At 71.8% G+C, this 15946-nt stretch carries 14 protein-coding genes; 7 read left to right on the plus strand and 7 right to left on the minus strand.

The annotated features are described in order from the left end of the window. Positions 1-79 precede the first annotated feature (79 nt). From ACZ60Q_RS04470 to ACZ60Q_RS04485, 4 genes are all read right to left on the minus strand, one after another. Complete coding sequence (locus ACZ60Q_RS04470) at positions 80-1132, minus strand: ABC transporter permease (protein WP_469628266.1); 1053 nt, start codon at positions 1130-1132, stop codon at positions 80-82. Further along, positions 1129-2652, minus strand: a complete 1524-nt coding sequence (locus tag ACZ60Q_RS04475) for a sugar ABC transporter ATP-binding protein (RefSeq protein ID WP_469628269.1) — start codon at positions 2650-2652, stop codon at positions 1129-1131. The genes ACZ60Q_RS04470 and ACZ60Q_RS04475 overlap by 4 nt, the downstream gene beginning before the upstream one ends. A gap of 247 nt (positions 2653-2899) precedes the next feature. Continuing rightward, positions 2900-4081 (minus strand): ROK family transcriptional regulator, encoded by a 1182-nt coding sequence (locus ACZ60Q_RS04480; RefSeq protein ID WP_469628272.1) that lies wholly within the window; start codon positions 4079-4081, stop codon positions 2900-2902. A gap of 171 nt (positions 4082-4252) precedes the next feature. Continuing rightward, the gene (locus tag ACZ60Q_RS04485; protein WP_469628275.1) at positions 4253-5212 is read right to left on the minus strand and encodes a beta-ketoacyl-ACP synthase III; all 960 of its coding nucleotides are present in this window, start codon (positions 5210-5212) and stop codon (positions 4253-4255) included. Between the two features lie 244 nt (positions 5213-5456). On the opposite strand from ACZ60Q_RS04485, the gene fdhD reads away from it, so the two are divergent. From fdhD to ACZ60Q_RS04505, 4 genes are all read left to right on the plus strand, one after another. Continuing rightward, positions 5457-6305 (plus strand): formate dehydrogenase accessory sulfurtransferase FdhD, encoded by an 849-nt coding sequence (gene fdhD, locus ACZ60Q_RS04490; protein ID WP_469628278.1) that lies wholly within the window; start codon positions 5457-5459, stop codon positions 6303-6305. A gap of 445 nt (positions 6306-6750) precedes the next feature. Beyond that, positions 6751-8550: an AMP-dependent synthetase/ligase gene (locus ACZ60Q_RS04495; protein ID WP_469629504.1), complete on the plus strand. Its 1800-nt coding sequence runs from the start codon at positions 6751-6753 to the stop codon at positions 8548-8550. Positions 8551-8665: 115 nt separating this feature from the next. Further along, positions 8666-9502, plus strand: coding sequence for an aldo/keto reductase (locus tag ACZ60Q_RS04500; RefSeq protein ID WP_469628281.1), 837 nt, complete (start codon positions 8666-8668; stop codon positions 9500-9502). A 115-nt stretch (positions 9503-9617) separates the two neighbouring features. After that, positions 9618-10103: an RICIN domain-containing protein gene (locus ACZ60Q_RS04505; protein ID WP_469628284.1), complete on the plus strand. Its 486-nt coding sequence runs from the start codon at positions 9618-9620 to the stop codon at positions 10101-10103. 362 nt (positions 10104-10465) lie between these two features. Here ACZ60Q_RS04505 and ACZ60Q_RS04510 read toward each other — a convergent pair whose 3' ends face one another. After that, the gene (locus tag ACZ60Q_RS04510) at positions 10466-11413 is read right to left on the minus strand and encodes a class I SAM-dependent methyltransferase (protein ID WP_469628287.1); all 948 of its coding nucleotides are present in this window, start codon (positions 11411-11413) and stop codon (positions 10466-10468) included. Further along, entirely contained in the window at positions 11410-12420 is a 1011-nt protein-coding gene (locus tag ACZ60Q_RS04515; RefSeq protein WP_469628290.1) for an AraC family transcriptional regulator, read from the minus strand. Before ACZ60Q_RS04515 ends, ACZ60Q_RS04510 begins: the two co-directional genes overlap by 4 nt. 113 nt (positions 12421-12533) lie before the next feature. Here ACZ60Q_RS04515 and ACZ60Q_RS04520 point away from each other — a divergent pair, with 113 nt between their 5' ends. Together ACZ60Q_RS04520 and ACZ60Q_RS04525 are read left to right on the plus strand one after the other, a co-directional pair. Beyond that, positions 12534-13484, plus strand: a complete 951-nt coding sequence (locus tag ACZ60Q_RS04520; protein WP_469628293.1) for a Rossmann-fold NAD(P)-binding domain-containing protein — start codon at positions 12534-12536, stop codon at positions 13482-13484. Between the two features lie 188 nt (positions 13485-13672). Beyond that, positions 13673-14635 carry a LysR family transcriptional regulator gene (locus tag ACZ60Q_RS04525; protein ID WP_469628296.1) on the plus strand — a complete coding sequence of 321 codons (963 nt, stop codon included), beginning with the start codon at positions 13673-13675 and terminating at the stop codon, positions 14633-14635. A gap of 70 nt (positions 14636-14705) precedes the next feature. Here ACZ60Q_RS04525 and ACZ60Q_RS04530 read toward each other — a convergent pair whose 3' ends face one another. After that, entirely contained in the window at positions 14706-15011 is a 306-nt protein-coding gene (locus tag ACZ60Q_RS04530; RefSeq protein ID WP_469628298.1) for a 4a-hydroxytetrahydrobiopterin dehydratase, read from the minus strand. A 100-nt stretch (positions 15012-15111) separates the two neighbouring features. Between ACZ60Q_RS04530 and ACZ60Q_RS04535 the strand changes: the two genes are divergently transcribed. After that, positions 15112-15939 (plus strand): helix-turn-helix domain-containing protein, encoded by an 828-nt coding sequence (locus ACZ60Q_RS04535; RefSeq protein ID WP_469628301.1) that lies wholly within the window; start codon positions 15112-15114, stop codon positions 15937-15939. Positions 15940-15946: the final 7 nt, after the last annotated feature.

Genomic DNA, 15946 nt, shown 5'->3' on the forward strand with positions numbered 1-15946 from the left:
TTCATCCGGTGGGTGCGTACGAGGTGCGGGTGCGGGGGGTTCGTTCGGGTGCCGGGGCGGTTCGGGGTGGCCGGGGGCCTCAGGTGTCCCTGCCGCGCATGGTGCGGCGCTGGACGAGGACGGCGGCGACGATGATGGCGCCCTTGGCGATCTGCTGGACATCGCTCTGGAGGTTGTTGAGAGCGAAGATGTTGGTGATCGTGGTGAAGATCAGGACGCCGAGGACGGAGCCGACGATGGTGCCCCGGCCGCCGCTGAGCAGGGTCCCGCCGATGATCGCGGCGGCGATGGCGTCGAGCTCGTACAGGTTGCCGTTGGTGTTCTGGCCGGAGCCCGCGAGCACGATCAGCATGAACGCGGCGATGCCGCAGCACAGCCCGGACAGCAGGTAGAGGTAGAGGCGCTGGCGGCGGACGTCTATCCCGGCGAGCCGGGCGGCCTCCGCGTTGCCGCCGACGGCGACCGTGCGGCGGCCGAAGGTGGTCCGGTTGAGGATCAGCCAGCCGACGACGGTGACCACGGCGAACATGATGACCAGCGGCGGGATGCCGAGGATGTAGGAGTCGGGCAGGCCGAGGTCCAGGACCGGGTCCACGGTGACGATCTGGGTCTTGCCGTCGGTGATCTGGAGGGCGAGTCCGCGCGCCGAGGCCAGCATGGCCAGCGTCGCGATGAACGGGACCATGCCGCCGTACGCGATGAGGACGCCGTTCACCAGTCCGGCGGCGAGTCCGACGATGACGGCGGTGAACGCGATGCCCGCGAAGCCGTACTCCTGGGTGGCCAGGGTCGTCGCCCACACCGAGGCGAGGGCGACCATGGCGCCGACGGAGAGGTCGATGCCCCCGCTGATGATGACGAAGGTCATGCCGACGGTGACGACACCGATGACGGAGGCCTGGGTCAGGATCAGCTGGAGGTTGCCGGTGTCCAGGAAGGCGTCCGGTTCGGTGATGCCGCCGACCAGGATCAGGGCGGCGAGGACGCCGAGCAGGGACAGGATCCGGACGTCGAGCCGCAGACCGAGGGCCGGCATGCCACCGCCCGATTTCGGGGGCGGCGCGTCGGAGGGGCCGGTGAGGGTCCCCTTGTCCGGCCCGTTGTGCTGCGCCGACGGGGCGGGCTGTGTCATGGCGTCGGGCTCCCTTCCATCACGAGGTCGAGTACACGGTGCTCGTCGAGCTCCTGGGCGGGGGCCGTGTGGACCACCTGGCCTTCGCGGAGCACCAGCACCCGGTCGGCGAGGCCCAGGACTTCGGGCACTTCGCTGGAGACGAGCAGAACGGCGAGGCCTTCATCGGCCAGCCGGCGGATCACGGCGTAGAGCTCGGCGCGCGCGCCGACGTCGACGCCACGGGTGGGTTCGTCCAGCAGCAGGACCCGGCAGCCGCGCAGCAGCCAACGGGCGAGGACGGCTTTCTGCTGGTTGCCGCCGGAGAGGGTGCGGACGGCGGCGTCCGGGTTGTCGGGCCGCATCTGCAGCTCACGGGTGGCGCTCTGCGCGGCCCTCCGCTCCCCGCTCCGGTCGATCCAGCCGATCCGGGCGAAGCGCGAGAGGGAGGAGACCGAGACGTTACGGGTGACCGACTCGGTCATCAGCAGGGCCTGCGCCTTGCGTTCCTCGGGCGCCAGGCCGATGCCGGCGGCGACGGCGGCGCGGACGCTGCCGGGGCGGAGCCGCTTGCCGGCGACGGTGACGGTCCCGGTGGACGCCTTGCGAGCTCCGTAGATGGTCTCCAGGATCTCCGAGCGTCCCGAGCCGACGAGCCCGGCGAGGCCGACGATCTCGCCGGGCCGCAACTCCAGGTCGACGGGGGCGAACTCGCCTTTCCGGGAGAGGCCTTGGACCCGGAGCACGGGTTCGACGGTGGCGGCGGCAGGCTCTTGAGGGCGTGGCGGGAAGACATAGGCGACGTCCCGGCCGGTCATCATGGCAACGATGTCGCGGGTGGGCGTGTCGGCGGCGGACAGCCCGACGGCGACGGTCCGGCCGTCCTTGATGACGGTGACCCGGTCGCCGATGCGGCGGATCTCCTCGAGCCGGTGCGAGATGTAGACGACGGCCACCCCGTCGGCGGTGAGGCCGTCGACGATCCGGAAGAGGTTGTCGACCTCGTCGGGGTCGAGGGCGGCGGAGGGCTCGTCCATCACGATGAGCCGGACGTCGTGGGAGAGCGCCCGCGCCATGGAGACGATCTGTTGCTGGGCGGCGGAGAGGTCGCCGACGTGCCGGGCGGGGTCGATCTCCGGATGCCCGAGGCGGGCCAGGAGCGCTTTCGCGGCGAGACGCCCCTCCCCCGTGCGGACGATGAAGCCGGCGCTGGTCGGCTCGTGGCCGAGGAAGACGTTCTCGGCGACCGAGAGGCCTTCGACCAGGTCGAGTTCCTGGTAGATGGTGGCGATGCCCAGGCGCATGGCCGCGATCGGCGACTTGAGCCGGACGCTCTCACCGCGCCAGGTGATCTCGCCGTCGTCCGGCTGGTGGGCTCCGGCGAGCACCTTGATGAGGGTGGACTTGCCCGCACCGTTCTGGCCGAGGAGGCAGTGGACCTCGCCGGCCTGGACTTCCAGGTCGACGCCGTCCAGGGCGCGGACGCCCGGGAAGAGCTTGGTGATGCCGGACATGGTGAGCAGGGGTGGTTCTGGTGCCATGACGAATCCCCTCGGCGAATGGGGTCTCCCCTGCTCGGGCGGTGCCGAGGGGCCGGGGAGGGCCGGTGAGCGGACAGGGCGCAGGGCTGGAGGTGCCGTGGAGCCGGCGGCACCGCGAACGGCTGCTGACTAGTACCTGATGAGCGAGACCCGACGGGTACCTGACCGATGTAGCTGACGAGTACCGCACTAGTACCTGGCTGATGCCGGGTAGCTGACCAATACGGTGGTGCGTACGGCCCTGTGGTCAGGCCGGTGAGAAGAGGTGGTCGCTGATGAGCCGGGCTGCGCCGATCACTCCGGCGGTGGGCCCCAACTCGCCCAGCACGATGGGCAGATTGCCGGTGGCCAGGGGCAGGGACTGCTTGTAGACCTGGGTGCGGACACTGGCGAGGAGGTTGTGACCGAGGCCGGTGACCCCGCCGCCGATCACCACCAGACCGGGATTGAAGAAGCTGACCAGACTCGCGATCACCTGGCCGAGCCGGTTGCCGCCCTCGCGGATCAGGTCGAGCGCGGCGACGTCCCCGGCGGCGGCGGCGGCCGCCACGTCGGCGGCGGTGAGGCGGCCCGCCGCCTCCAGCCGGGCGGCGAGCTCGGGCGAGCGGCCCTCCCGGGCCGCGTCCTCCGCGTCCCGCGCGAGGGCGGCGCCGCTGAAGTGGGCCTCCAGGCAGCCCTTGTTGCCGCAGGCGCAGGGCCGGCCGTCCGGGTCCACCTGGATGTGCCCGATGTCCCCCGCGCTTCCGGTCGTACCGCGGTAGACCTCGCCGCCGACGACGATGCCGCAGCCGATGCCCGTGCCGATCTTGACGCAGAGGTAGTCGCCCACGGAGCGGGCGACGCCCGCGTGCTGCTCCCCCATCGCCATGAGGTTCACGTCGTTGTCGACCATGACGGGGCAGCCCAGCTCCTGGCTCAGCGCCTCGCGGACCGGGAAACCGTCCCAGCCCGGCATGATCGGCGGCGCGACCGGCACGCCCTCGGGGAAGCGGACGGGGCCGGGGACCCCGATGCCCGCGCCGTCGAAGCCCTCGGCGAGCCCGGAGGCCCGCAGTTTGGCGGCCAACGACAGGACCTGCTCGAAGACGGCGACGGGGCCCTCGCGCACGTCCATCGGGTGGTTGAGGTGTCCCAGTACCTCCAGCTCCGCGTTGGTGACGGCCACGTCTATCGAGGTGGCGCCGATATCGACCCCGAGGAAACGCAGTTCGGGAGCGAGCCGGATGTTGTGCGAGCGGCGCCCGCCGCGCGATGCGGCGAGTCCGTCGGCCACCACCAGGCCGGTCTCCAGCAGCCGGTCCACCTCGACGGCGAGCTTCGAGCGCGACAGCTCGACCTGATCACCCAGTTGCGCACGGGAGTTGGGGCCCCCGTCGCGCAGCAGTCGGAGCAGCCGTGCCTGATGCGCGTTCGCGGGTCGTGCCGTCATGCGTCTCACGCGTCCCTCCCCGCCACATCGGCCAGTCCGTCGGGCTTTCGTGGGGAAGGTAGCAGCGCTTTGCCGGAGTGGGAAGAAGTTGCGCAGGAATCAGCTCCAACTTTCTCCACACCCAGGACAAAGGTTCTCGGCCGGAGCTCACCCCGGCGCCCGGAAAAGCGGTCAGGGGCAGCGGATGACCTGACCCGCGTAGGAGAGGTTTCCGCCGAATCCGAAGAGCAGGACGGGCGCACCGGAGGCGACCTCGCCGCGCTCGACCAGCTTGGACAGGGCCATCGGGATGGAGGCGGCCGAGGTGTTGCCGGAGTCCACCACGTCCCGGGCGATGACGGCGTTGACCGCGCCGATCTTGCGGGCGACCGGCTCGATGATCCGCAGATTGGCCTGGTGCAGGACGACGGCTGCCAGGTCCTCCGGGGCGATGCCCGCCTTCTCGCAGACCCGGCGGGCGATCGGGGGGAGCTGGGTGGTGGCCCAGCGGTAGACGGACTGGCCCTCCTGCGCGAAGCGCGGCGGCGTCCCCTCGATCCGGACCGCGTTGCCCATCTCCGGCACGGAGCCCCACAGCACCGGTCCGATGCCGGGCCCCTCCGGGGTGTCGGGGGCCGCCGGGTCGGCGGTGACGACCGCGGCGCCCGCGCCGTCGCCGAGCAGGACGCAGGTACTGCGGTCGGTCCAGTCCGCGATGTCGGCCATCTTGTCGGCACCGATGACCAGGGCCCGGGCCGCCGCACCGGCCCGGATCGCGTGGTCGGCGGTGGCCAGCGCGTGTGTGAAGCCGGAGCACACCACGTTGATGTCCATCACGGCGGGCGAGCCCATGCCCAGCCGTGCCGCGACCCGCGCCGCCATGCTCGGCGACCGGTCGATCGCGGTGGAGGTGGCGACGAGGACCAGATCGATGTCCGAGGGCGTCAGCCCGGCCGTGGCCAGCGCCTTGGCTCCCGCGTGCGCGGCCATCTCGTCCACCGGCTCGTCGGGGCCACCCACATGGCGGGTCTTGATACCGACCCGGCTGGTGATCCACTCATCGCTCGTGTCGACCATGGCCGCCAGATCGTCGTTGGTGAGCACCTTGGCGGGCTGGTAGTGGCCGAGCGCCACGACACGTGAGCCGGTCATACGGGTTCCCATCGTCGGGTAGGGCAGGAAACATCCAGTCTTGGTCGCTACCGCCGGGTACGGGGGCACGTGATCCCACAGGAATCCGGCCCACACGTTGGAGCGTTGACAACAGCCTGGTCAGCGTGCTGCGGCCCTGACTGCGACACACCGGTGCGGGTGCCGGACAATGTCGGGGTCGGGTTCCGGCTTCGCCCCTACGGAAAGAAGCCATCGCACACGGACAGAATCGGGGTTCACATCCATGGGACGGGCCACCGAACGCCGCCGCACCCTCCGCATCCGGGACGGTGCCGTCTCCTCCCGCGCGGACACCCTGGTGGCGGAGGAGCCCCTGGAGATCCGCCTGAACGGCCGTCCGCTGGCCATCACGATGCGTACGCCGGGCGACGATTTCGCGCTGGCGGCGGGCTTCCTCGTCAGCGAGGGGGTGATCGCCGAAGGGAACGAGGTGCGGTCGATCGCCTACTGCGCCGGGGCGACGGCGGACGGTGTGAACAGCTACAACGTGGTGGACGTGAAGCTCGCGCCCGGGGTCGAGGTCCCCGACATCACGCTGGAGCGGAACGTCTACACCACCTCCTCGTGCGGCCTGTGCGGCAAGGCCGGCCTGGACGCGGTACGCACCACGACCCGGCACCGCGTGGCCGACACTCCCCCGGTCCGGGTCACCCCAAAGCTGCTGTCCGCCCTCCCGGACCGGTTGCGGGCCGCGCAGCGGGTGTTCGACCGGACGGGCGGCCTGCACGCCGCCGCGCTGTTCTCCGAGGAGGGCGAGCTGCTGGACGTCCGTGAGGACGTGGGACGGCACAACGCGGTCGACAAGCTGGTGGGCCGGGCGCTCACGGACCACCGGCTGCCCCTGTCGCGGGCCGTTCTGCTGGTGTCGGGGCGGGCCTCGTTCGAGCTGGCGCAGAAGGCCGTGATGGCGGGTATCCCGGTGCTCGCGGCGGTTTCGGCGCCGTCGTCACTGGCCGTGGACCTGGCGGCGGAAAGCGGGCTGACGCTGGTCGGCTTCCTGCGCGGCCCGTCGATGAACGTGTACGCCGGTGAGCACCGGATCGCGTTGGAGGCGCCGGCCCGCCAGGGCTGAGATCCGGAGTCCCGGAGCTTCCTGCTGCACGGGAACCGCCGGGGCGCGGCCCAGGAGGCGGCCGACGCGCCGGCCTCCGCGATCCTGGCGGGCGGCGATCGGCCGCACCGCGGCACCGGCGGCGGGGAAGGGCCGTGGCCGCTCCGCGGACCGGCAGTGGTCACGGTGCCCGCGGTGATCGAGGTGCCCCCGGTGGTCGCAGTGGTCGGATTGGTCGGATTCGGTGGAGATTCCGGCGCGAGCCACTTACCCCTTCGTCGGAACTGGACCGGACGGGCGCCCGAGCCTTGCCCATCTGGCCGGATTTCGACGGTTGGCCGGGGCGGACGGCACGGTATGCGGAGGGTCCGGGCCCCTCCCGCGGGGCCCCTGCCTGGGGTAGCGTCGCGGCGCTGTGCGGAGCGCCACTAGGAGCATGTCATTGCGCGATTTCACTGTCCCACCCATACCGGCGGCACCTCAGGTCGGCGGTCTGGCCGACGTGGTCTTCGCGTACGCGGAGAACGATCCGCACCGCGTCGCGCTCGGCCGCAGGTGCGCCGGGGGCCAGTGGTGTGATGTGACCTCCGGGGAATTCCGCGATCAGGTGCTGGCCCTCGCCAGAGGACTGATCGCGCACGGGGTGCGGTTCGGCGACCGGGTCGCGCTGATGTCCCGTACGCGCTACGAGTGGACGCTCTTCGACTTCGCGCTCTGGACCGTCGGGGCCCAGTCCGTGCCGGTCTACCCGACCTCCTCCGCCGAGCAGGTCCTGTGGATGCTGCACGACGCCGAGGTCGTGGCGGTGATGGTCGAGCACGAGGACCACGCGATGACCGTCGGCTCGGTGATCGACCGGCTGCCGCGTCTGAAGCGGCTGTGGCAGCTGGACGCCGGAGCGGTGGACGAGCTGTTCGGGGCGGGCGCGGGTATCGACGACGAGGTGGTGCAGCGCCACCGGCGCGCGGTGACGCCCGACTCCGTGGCGAGCGTCATCTACACCTCGGGGACGACGGGCCGCCCCAAGGGATGCGTGATCACCCACGCGAGCTTCATGTTCGAGAGCGACACGATGGTCACGCGCTGGGAGCCGGTGTTCCACTCCAGGCCAGGCGACGAGGCGGCCACCCTCCTCTTCCTGCCCTTGGCCCATGTCTTCGGGCGGATGGTCGAGATCGCCGCGGTCCGCGGCCGGGTCAAGCTCGGCCATCAGCCGGAGCTGTCCGCGAACGCGCTGATGCCGGACCTGGTGACGTTCCGGCCGACGTTCATTCTGGCGGTGCCGTACATCTTCGAGAAGGTGTTCGACGGGGCCCGGCGCAAGGCCGAGGCGGAGGGCCGGGCCGAGCCGTTCGACAAGGCCGTCGACATCGCGGTGAAGTACGCCGAGGCCATGGAGCGGAAGGCGTTCGGGGACGGGCCTGGTCCCTCGGCCGGGCTGCGGATGCGGCACCGGTTCTTCGACAAGGTCGTCTACAAGAAGGTCCGTGACGCGATGGGCGGCCGGGTGCGGCACGCGATGTCGGGCGGCTCGGGCATGGACCGCCGGCTCGGGCTGTTCTTCGCGGGCGCCGGGGTGAGCGTCTTCGAGGGGTACGGGCTGACCGAGTCGACCGCGGCGGCGACGGCGAACCCTCCCGAGCGCACCCGGTACGGGACGGTCGGGCAGCCGATTCCGGGGACGTCGGTGCACATCGCGGACGACGGCGAGGTGTGGGTGCACGGGCCGAACGTGTTCTCCGGCTATCTGGGCGATCCCGGGGCCACCCGGACGGTACTGCGGGACGGCTGGCTCGCCACCGGGGACCTCGGTGCGCTGGACGAGGACGGCTATCTGACGATCACCGGGCGGAAGAAGGAGATCCTGGTGACCTCCGGCGGCAAGAGCGTCTTCCCGGCCGGCCTGGAGGAGCGCGTGCGGGCGCATCCGCTGGTGGCTCAGTGCATCGTCGTCGGCAACGACCGCCCGTACATCGCGGCGCTCGTCACCGTCGACCAGGAGTCCGTGGAGCACTGGCTGTCGATGCGGGGCCGCACCCCGCTCGGCCCGGCCGACCTGGTGCGGGACCCGGACCTGGAGATGGAGGTCCGCCGGGCGGTGGTGGCCGCCAACACGGCGGTTTCCCAGGCCGAGTCGATCCGTACGTTCCGGATCCTGGCCCACCCGTTCACCGAGGAACTGGGGCTGCTGACACCCTCGCTGAAGCTGAAGCGCAAGGCGATCGAGACGGCGTACGCGGTCGAGGTCGACGCGTTGTACCACTGACCCGGCGGCGGGATCGGCGGGCTGGTCCTGTGCAGCCCCTGGGGCGGGAATGCCTGGGCCCGCCCGGTCGTTGTCGTGGGGAATCACCAACCGACGACGTAAGGATCGACCGCTCGTGAGCCAGGTCCCCTCCATCACCCTCAACAACGGCCTCGACATGCCGCAGCTCGGTTTCGGTGTCTGGCAGGTGCCGGACGACGAGGCGGAGAAGGTGGTCGCCACGGCCATCGAGACCGGGTACCGGAGCATCGACACCGCCGCGGTCTACAAGAACGAGACCGGCACCGGCAAGGCCATCGCGGCCTCCGGCATCGCCCGTGACGAGCTCTTCGTCACCACGAAGCTGTGGAACAGCGAGCAGGGCCACGACAGCACCCTGCGCGCTTTCGACGCCTCGCTGGACAGGCTCGGCCTGGACTACGTCGACCTGTACCTGATCCACTGGCCGGTCCCGGCGAAGGACGCGTACACCGACACGTACAAGGCGTTCGAGGAGATCCTCGCCGACGGCCGCGCGAGGACCATCGGCGTGTCGAACTTCCACCCGGAGCACCTGAAGCGGCTGCTCGCCGAGACCTCCGTGGTCCCGGCCGTCAACCAGATCGAGCTGCACCCGCAGCTCCAGCAGGCCGAGCTCCGTGCCTTCCACGCCGAGCACGGCATCGCCACCGAGGCATGGGGGCCGCTGGGGCAGGGCAAGGGCCTGCTGGAGGTGCCGACAGTCGTCGCCATCGCCCAGAAGCACGGCCGTACGCCCGCCCAGGCGGTGCTGCGCTGGCATCTGCAGAGCGGCAACATCGTGATCCCGAAGTCCGTGACACCGTCGCGGATCAAGGAGAACCTCGATGTGTTCGGCTTCGAGCTGGACGCCGACGACCTCGCCGCCTTCGCGGCGCTGGACGAGGGCAGGCGGCTCGGCTTCAACCCGGTGGAGTTCAACGTCGGCGCGTAAGCGTCCGGCCTGCGGCGCCCCACCGTGATGGGCGATTTCGGTGGGGGCGCCGTCGGCAGCCGGTGCGCCGGCCGCAGTACGGCAGTACACACGTCGAACCGGGGAGACAGGGAACATGAGCGGCGAACTCGCGCCCGTCGTCGAGGCGGGTCCGTACCGCCTGCGCAACATCGGCAGCGAACTGGTGCTGGAGGTGTACGGCGCGGCCAAGGGCAGCGGGGCCCGGGTCCAGCAGGGCGAGGCCGACGGCACGGCCGCACAGGTATGGCGGCTGGCCCCGGTGCACGAGGGCGCGGCCCTTTTCCACCTGGTCAACGAGCACAGCGGGAAGCGGCTGGACGTGGCAGGCGCCGGCACGGAGAACGGCACCCGGATCCAGCAGTGGAAGGCCAACAACTTCGGCGCCCAGGAGTGGCTGATCGAACAGCATCCGGAGGCGCCCGGGACGGTGACGCTGGTGAGTTTCATCAGCGGCCTCGTCATGGAGGTCGCCGACCGTTCCACCGAGGCCGGTGGCACGGTTCAGCAGTGGGAGGACACCGACTCCCCCTTCCAGTGGTGGCAGTTGGAGCCGGCGCCGCGGGCAACGCCGGTCAGCTGATCCTCACGGGATCAGCTCGATGTGCGGGTGGTCCGGGGACGCCGGGCAGATGGGGAGCTTCAGGTCGTAGCCGCCGGCGATGACGATCCCGGTGCGGTCCCCCGACAGAGTGCCCGGAAAAAGCGGGACGGGGTTCGCCCGGTCCCCTTCGGGTTTCCCACTGCCGCCGCCGTCCCATGCGGTCGTGGCGATGGGTCAGCAGCGGTTCCGCCGCCGCACCGCACTCGGGGCAGAGCCGGGGAACGGGGTCGGCAGGGGCTCGGGCGACGCCTCGAGGACGTCGAACGGCCGCGCCGGGGTGGTGCGACGCATACTGGCTCCTTTTGGCACTGAATGGCCGAGATCCTGGACCCGAATATGTCCTAGTCCCGTCGGCCCAGGTGCACCGTGCGGGCGGTGAGCAGGTGGACGTCAGGGCGGTGGTGAAGGCCTTCGGGGTCCTCGGGGTCCAGCAGCCGGTCCAGTACCGCGGCGTCCTCGGCCCTCAGCAGCTCCCCGAGCACCTCCCGCTCGCGGGTGATGCTCGCGACGACATGGTCGCGGGCGGGACGGGAGAGCGGGGCGGGCAGGTCGAGGAGGAAGCTTCGGGTGCCCTGCGGGACGAGGCCCACCGCGGTGAAGAGTGCGCTCCAGTCCTCGGTCTCCCGCTTCGCGCCCGGGAGTTCGGACCGCATGTGCTCGAAGCGCGTGGCGGCGACCGCGCCCATACGGGCCTCCAGGCCGGGCTGTCCGATGCCGATGTCGCGGGGCAGCCGCCGGGTGGGCAGTCCGCCCTCGACGAGCGCGACCGTGCCGCCGGGACGCAGGAGCCCGGCGAGGCCTGCCAGAGCGGCGCGCTGGTCGCCCAGGTGGTGCAGGGAGTTGCCCGCCCAGATCAGATCGGCCTCGCCCAACCGGTGGAAGTCCGCAGGGAGTTCGGCCTCCAAGGTCTGGAAGCGGTCGATCACACCAAGGCGCCCCGCACGGTTCTTCGCGCGTTCCAGGAGAGCGGGCGTGGCGTCCACCGCCACCACCTCGGCCTCCGGGAAGACCTCGGCCAGCAGGCAGGAGACGACACCGGGGCCGCTGCCGATGTCCAGGACCCGGCGGACCTGCGGCGCGGTGGGCAGGGCGGCGATCCAGCGGGCCGCCTCCTCGTACTGCGCGCCATTGAGTTCGGCCTCCTGCTCCAGCAGGGGGCCCAGAACGTCCCAGTCGATGTCCGTCGCCGGGTCGCCGCCCGATCCATGCACATGGGCATGCGCGTGGGTGCGTACGGGGGTGGCGGGTGCGTGCGCGTCGAGGTGGCCGTGACCGGCGTGGCTGCTCATGGGATCAGCCTCCCCAAAGGGCGGCCACTCGGCAATCTTCGTTGCCGGTCCGGCAAATCGAGGTGGTCTCCCGACGGGCTGTCGCGATACTCCTGCGGGCTGACGCCCCTGACCCTCTTGAACGCCGCGCTGAGGGCGAAGGGGGTGCTGTAGCCGACCTTCCGGGCCACGGCCTCCACCGTGGCGTCGCTCTCGCGCAGCAGATCGGCCGCGACGGCGAGCCGCCGGCCGGTCAGATACGCCATCGGCGGCTCCCCGACCAGCTCGGTGAACCGCCGGGCGAGACCGGCCCGGGACACCCCGGCGCGGGCGGCGAGCGAGGCGACGGTCCAGGGGTGCGCCGGGTCGTCCCTGAACAACCGCAGCGCCGTGCCCACAACCGGGTCGCCCATCGCGCGGTACCAGGCGGGAGCGTCGGCCCCGGGCCGGGCGAACCAGGCGCGGAGCACGGCGATGAGCAGCAGGTCCAGCAGACGGTCCAGGACCACGCGCTGGCCCGGTTCGTCCTGGGCGATCTCCGCGTCGAGCAGGTCCAGCAGCGGCCGGGTCCGCGCGTCGGCGGGGACCGTGAGCAGTGGGGGCACGGCGTCCAGCAGCCGGCGGCTGATCTCGCCGTCCAGCAGATAGGTGCCGACGAGGACCGCCGTGGAACCGTCGGCCGCGTTTCCCCAGGTCCGTACGGACAGCACCAGGTCCTGGGAGGCCGGTCGGCCGTGCAGCGTGGTGCAGACGCCGCCGGGACCGACGAGCGCGTGGGGTGTCGTCCCGGGTGCGTCGGCGACGCTGTACGGATCGGGGCCGCGGACCACCGCGATGTCCCCGGGGCCGAGCCGGACCGGTTCGCCTCCGCCGGACGGGACGATGAAGGCGGTGCCGCGCCGGACCGACATGAGGCAGATCGGGGCCCGGTCCTCGACCCGCACCGCCCAGGGCGGATCCATCACCATGCGGAGCAGAAACGCGCCCCGGGCCCGTGGTCCGTCCAGGAGTCCGGCGAGAGCGTCCATGGCCGCCAGCCTAGACGCGTGGGCGGAGAGGTGGACGGAGAGGTGGACGGAGAAGTAGGCGCCTGAGTCTTTGGAGCATGTCCGGGCGGCCTCGGGCCAGGGAGCCTGGAGCCATGACGGAGAACGCGTTCACTCGACGAGACAACGGCAACGACAACGGCAACGGCAACGGCGACAGCAACGGCGAGGACGGCGGACGGGGCGTGGGACGGATGACGGGGCAGGGAGCGGGCGTGGCCGCGGGAACGTTTCTGGTGACGAGCGGCACAGGCAAGACCGGTCGTCGGGTGGTGGAACGGCTGACGGCCCTCGGGGTGCCGGTCCGCTCGGGTTCACGCACGGGCGAGGTGCCGTTCGACTGGCAGGACGAGTCGGGTTGGGCGGCGGCTCTGCGCGGTGCCCGGGCCGCCTATGTGGCGTACTACCCGGATCTGGCGGTGCCCGGAGCGGCGGAGGCCATGGCCTCCTTCGGGCGGACCGCCGCGGCGTGCGGGGTGCGCAGGGTGGTGCTGCTGTCGGGCCGCGGCGAACCGCGGGCGGCCGTCGCCGAGGAAGCGCTGCGCGGGGCCGCCGGGACAGCGGAGGTCACGGTCGTCCGGTCGGCGTTCTTCGCGCAGAACTTCAGCGAGAGCGCGCTGCTGGAAGGTGTGCTCGGCGGCGAGGTGGTGTTCCCCGCGGGTACGACGGCGGAACCGTTCCTGGACCTCGATGACCTGGCCGACGTGGTGGTGGCCGCACTGACCGGGGACGGGCACGCGGGGGCGGTGTACGAGCTGACGGGCCCCCGGAGCCTGACGTTCGCGGAAGCGGCCGAGGAGCTGGGCCGGGCGGCGGGTCGGCCGGTGCGGTATGTGCCGGTGACGGGACCCGCGTACGCCTCGTTGCTGGGGGAGTTCGAGGGGTTCGGTCCGGAGGCGGAATTCCTGGCCGAGCTGTTCGCGACGCTCCTGGACGGCCACAACGCGGCGACGACGGACGACGTGAAGCGGGTCCTGGGACGGGAGCCGAAGGACTTCTCCGTCTTCGCCCGCGAGGCCGCCGGGGACGGTGCCTGGCACGGCTGAACCGGAACGCCGTGTCCTGGCCGCCCGGCCCCGGTCGGCAGGACGCCTCCCAGGGCCTGTCGCGAGCCGGGCGCGCCGCCTGGAGAGGCGGCAGTTCGACGACAGGCCTCATGGCACGTGTACACCGACCGAACGGTAGGCGGAGCGCACATATTGCCGGGGTGCCCCCGGGCCCATAACTTGCCCTTATGGAGCTCGAGTTGCGCCATCTGCGAACAGTCCGCGCCATTGCCGACACGGGCAGCCTCACCAAGGCCGCCGCCGCACTGGGGCTTGCCCAGCCTGCCCTCAGCGCTCAGCTGCGGAGGATCGAGAAGGCCCTGGGCGGCGCTCTCTTCGACCGCGACCACACCGGAGCGCGTGCCACCCCGCTCGGCGAACTGGTGCTGGAGCGGGCCCGGGTGGTGCTGCCCGCGGTCAGTGAACTCCAGGCTGAGGCAGTACGGTTCGCCAATGCCACGGGGTCGCTGGACCGGTTCCGGCTGGGCGGCACGCACGGTCCGCTGCTCGGCGGTCTGGTGGACCGGATGGCCGCCGCGCACCCGTCGGCGCCGGTGTCGACGTACACCTCGTGGTCGGTGTCCGAGATCGCCTCGTTGGTGATCGACGGCCGGCTGGACTTCGCGCTGATCGGAACGTGCGGCGAGAGTCCGCCGCCGCTGGCGGACCGGCTGGTCTGGGAGGTCGTCGGGGTGGACCCGGTCTTCGTGATGCTGCCGGAGGACCACACCCTGGCCGGTGAAGAGGAGCTGGACCTGGCAGCCCTCGCGGACGAGTGCTGGGCGGACGTGCCCGGCGACGGCTGCTTCGCCGACTGCTTCACCGCGGCCTGCACCCGGTCGGGCTTCACCCCCGTGTCGGTGTACGAGACGGACACCGCATCCGTCGTCCATCTGGTGCAGGTGGGGCGGGCGATAGGGCTGTGCCGGGCGACGTTCCCGCCGGCACCCGGCCTGGTGACCAGACCGCTGGCCGGCGCTCCGCTCAGCTGGCGTCATCTGGTGGGCTGGCACCCGCACTCGCCCGCCGCGGACGCCGCGGCGGGGACGGTGGCCGGAGCGACCCGCGCGGCGTATGCGGAGGCGGTGTCGCGCAGCCCGAACTACGCGCAGTGGCTCGGCGCGCATCCGAGGTTCGGCACGGTGGCCTGAGCCGGGCCGGGGCCGGGGCCGACCGGACCGCAGCGGCGCGGGGCCCGGCGGGCTGTCCGGCCCCGCCGGACTATTCGGCCCCGTGGGCCGGGGCGGCGGACGCCACCCGGGCGGCGAGCGCGAGGTCCTTCTCGGTGACCCTGCCTCCCGCGTCGTGCGTGTGGACGGAGAGGGCCACCGTGTTGTATCCGAGCGTCAGGTCGGAGTGGTGGTTCAGCTCGTCCTGAATCCGCGCGATGTGGACCGTCAGCGCGGCGGCGGCGAAGTGGGAGGGCAGCCGAAAGGTCCGGGTGATCCGGTCACCTTCCAGCGCCCAGCCGGGCAGGCTCTCCAGCCGACGGTCGATCTCGGTCGGCGACAGCGGTTCTGCGCTCATGGAACGGCTCCCGTGGGTCTCGGTGGATCGGCGCGTACGTCACAGCGGGCCGGGGCGGCCCGTGCCGGCCCCGGTCCGCCGGTGACGTTACGGTCTTGGCATGACGACTGTCTTGCCCGACACGGGCGTGGGGCCGCTGCTGCGGGACTGGCGGGAACAGCGGCGCATCAGCCAGTTGGAGCTGGCCCTTCGCGCGGACTCCTCGGCCCGCCACATCTCCTTCATCGAGACGGGCCGCTCCCGGCCCAGCGAGGACATGGTCCTGCGGCTGGCCGAACAGCTGGACGTCCCGGTCCGTGAACGCAACGCCCTCCTGGTGGTCGCCGGTTACGCGCCCCGCTACGCGCAGACGCCGCTCGACGACCCCGCGATGGCCTCCCTCCGCGACAGCCTCGACCGGCTGCTCTCGGCGTACGAGCCCTATCCGGCGCTCGTGGTGGACGGCACCTACACGGTGGTGGCGGCCAATCGGGGGATCGCCCTCCTGCTGGAAGGGGTGCCGGAGAAGCTGCTGGCCCCGCCGGTGAACGCCATGCGGCTCACCCTCCACCCGGAGGGGCTCGCCCCGCGCATCGTGAACCTCCCGGAGTGGCGGGCGGACCTGCTGGCGCAGATGGGCCGCCAGATCGCCCTCGTACGCTCGCCGGAGCTGCGCGAGCTGTACGACGAGGTGGCCGCCTATCCGGTCCCCGCACGGGCGGGCGGCGCGGACCGCGCCGTCCGGGACGGCCGTACGGGGCGGGAGCGCTCCGCGGCGTTCGCGCTGCCGATGCTGCTCGAACACGGGGGCCGGGTCCTGTCGTTCGTTTCGTCGATCGCGACGTTCAACACGCCGATGGACGTGACGGTGGCCGAGCTGGCCATCGAGACGTTCCTCCCCGCCGACCGGGAGACGGCCTCCTATCTGCACGCCCGCGTCCCGTCCTGATCCCCGG

This window comes from Streptomyces sp. NPDC104313, assembly GCF_055583985.1.

What these genes read in the sequence shown, in the direction of transcription:
- ACZ60Q_RS04520 (WP_469628293.1), top strand. Translation starts at nt 12,534, where the DNA reads ATGACGGAGAACGCGTTCACTCGACGAGACAACGGCAACGACAACGGC.
- ACZ60Q_RS04530 (WP_469628298.1), bottom strand. Translation starts at nt 15,011, where the DNA reads ATGAGCGCAGAACCGCTGTCGCCGACCGAGATCGACCGTCGGCTGGAG.
- ACZ60Q_RS04485 (WP_469628275.1), bottom strand. Translation starts at nt 5,212, where the DNA reads ATGACCGGCTCACGTGTCGTGGCGCTCGGCCACTACCAGCCCGCCAAG.
- ACZ60Q_RS04470 (WP_469628266.1), bottom strand. Translation starts at nt 1,132, where the DNA reads ATGACACAGCCCGCCCCGTCGGCGCAGCACAACGGGCCGGACAAGGGG.
- ACZ60Q_RS04515 (WP_469628290.1), bottom strand. Translation starts at nt 12,420, where the DNA reads ATGGACGCTCTCGCCGGACTCCTGGACGGACCACGGGCCCGGGGCGCG.
- ACZ60Q_RS04480 (WP_469628272.1), bottom strand. Translation starts at nt 4,081, where the DNA reads ATGACGGCACGACCCGCGAACGCGCATCAGGCACGGCTGCTCCGACTG.
- fdhD (WP_469628278.1), top strand. Translation starts at nt 5,457, where the DNA reads ATGGGACGGGCCACCGAACGCCGCCGCACCCTCCGCATCCGGGACGGT.
- ACZ60Q_RS04510 (WP_469628287.1), bottom strand. Translation starts at nt 11,413, where the DNA reads ATGAGCAGCCACGCCGGTCACGGCCACCTCGACGCGCACGCACCCGCC.
- ACZ60Q_RS04535 (WP_469628301.1), top strand. Translation starts at nt 15,112, where the DNA reads ATGACGACTGTCTTGCCCGACACGGGCGTGGGGCCGCTGCTGCGGGAC.
- ACZ60Q_RS04505 (WP_469628284.1), top strand. Translation starts at nt 9,618, where the DNA reads ATGAGCGGCGAACTCGCGCCCGTCGTCGAGGCGGGTCCGTACCGCCTG.
- ACZ60Q_RS04475 (WP_469628269.1), bottom strand. Translation starts at nt 2,652, where the DNA reads ATGGCACCAGAACCACCCCTGCTCACCATGTCCGGCATCACCAAGCTC.
- ACZ60Q_RS04525 (WP_469628296.1), top strand. Translation starts at nt 13,673, where the DNA reads ATGGAGCTCGAGTTGCGCCATCTGCGAACAGTCCGCGCCATTGCCGAC.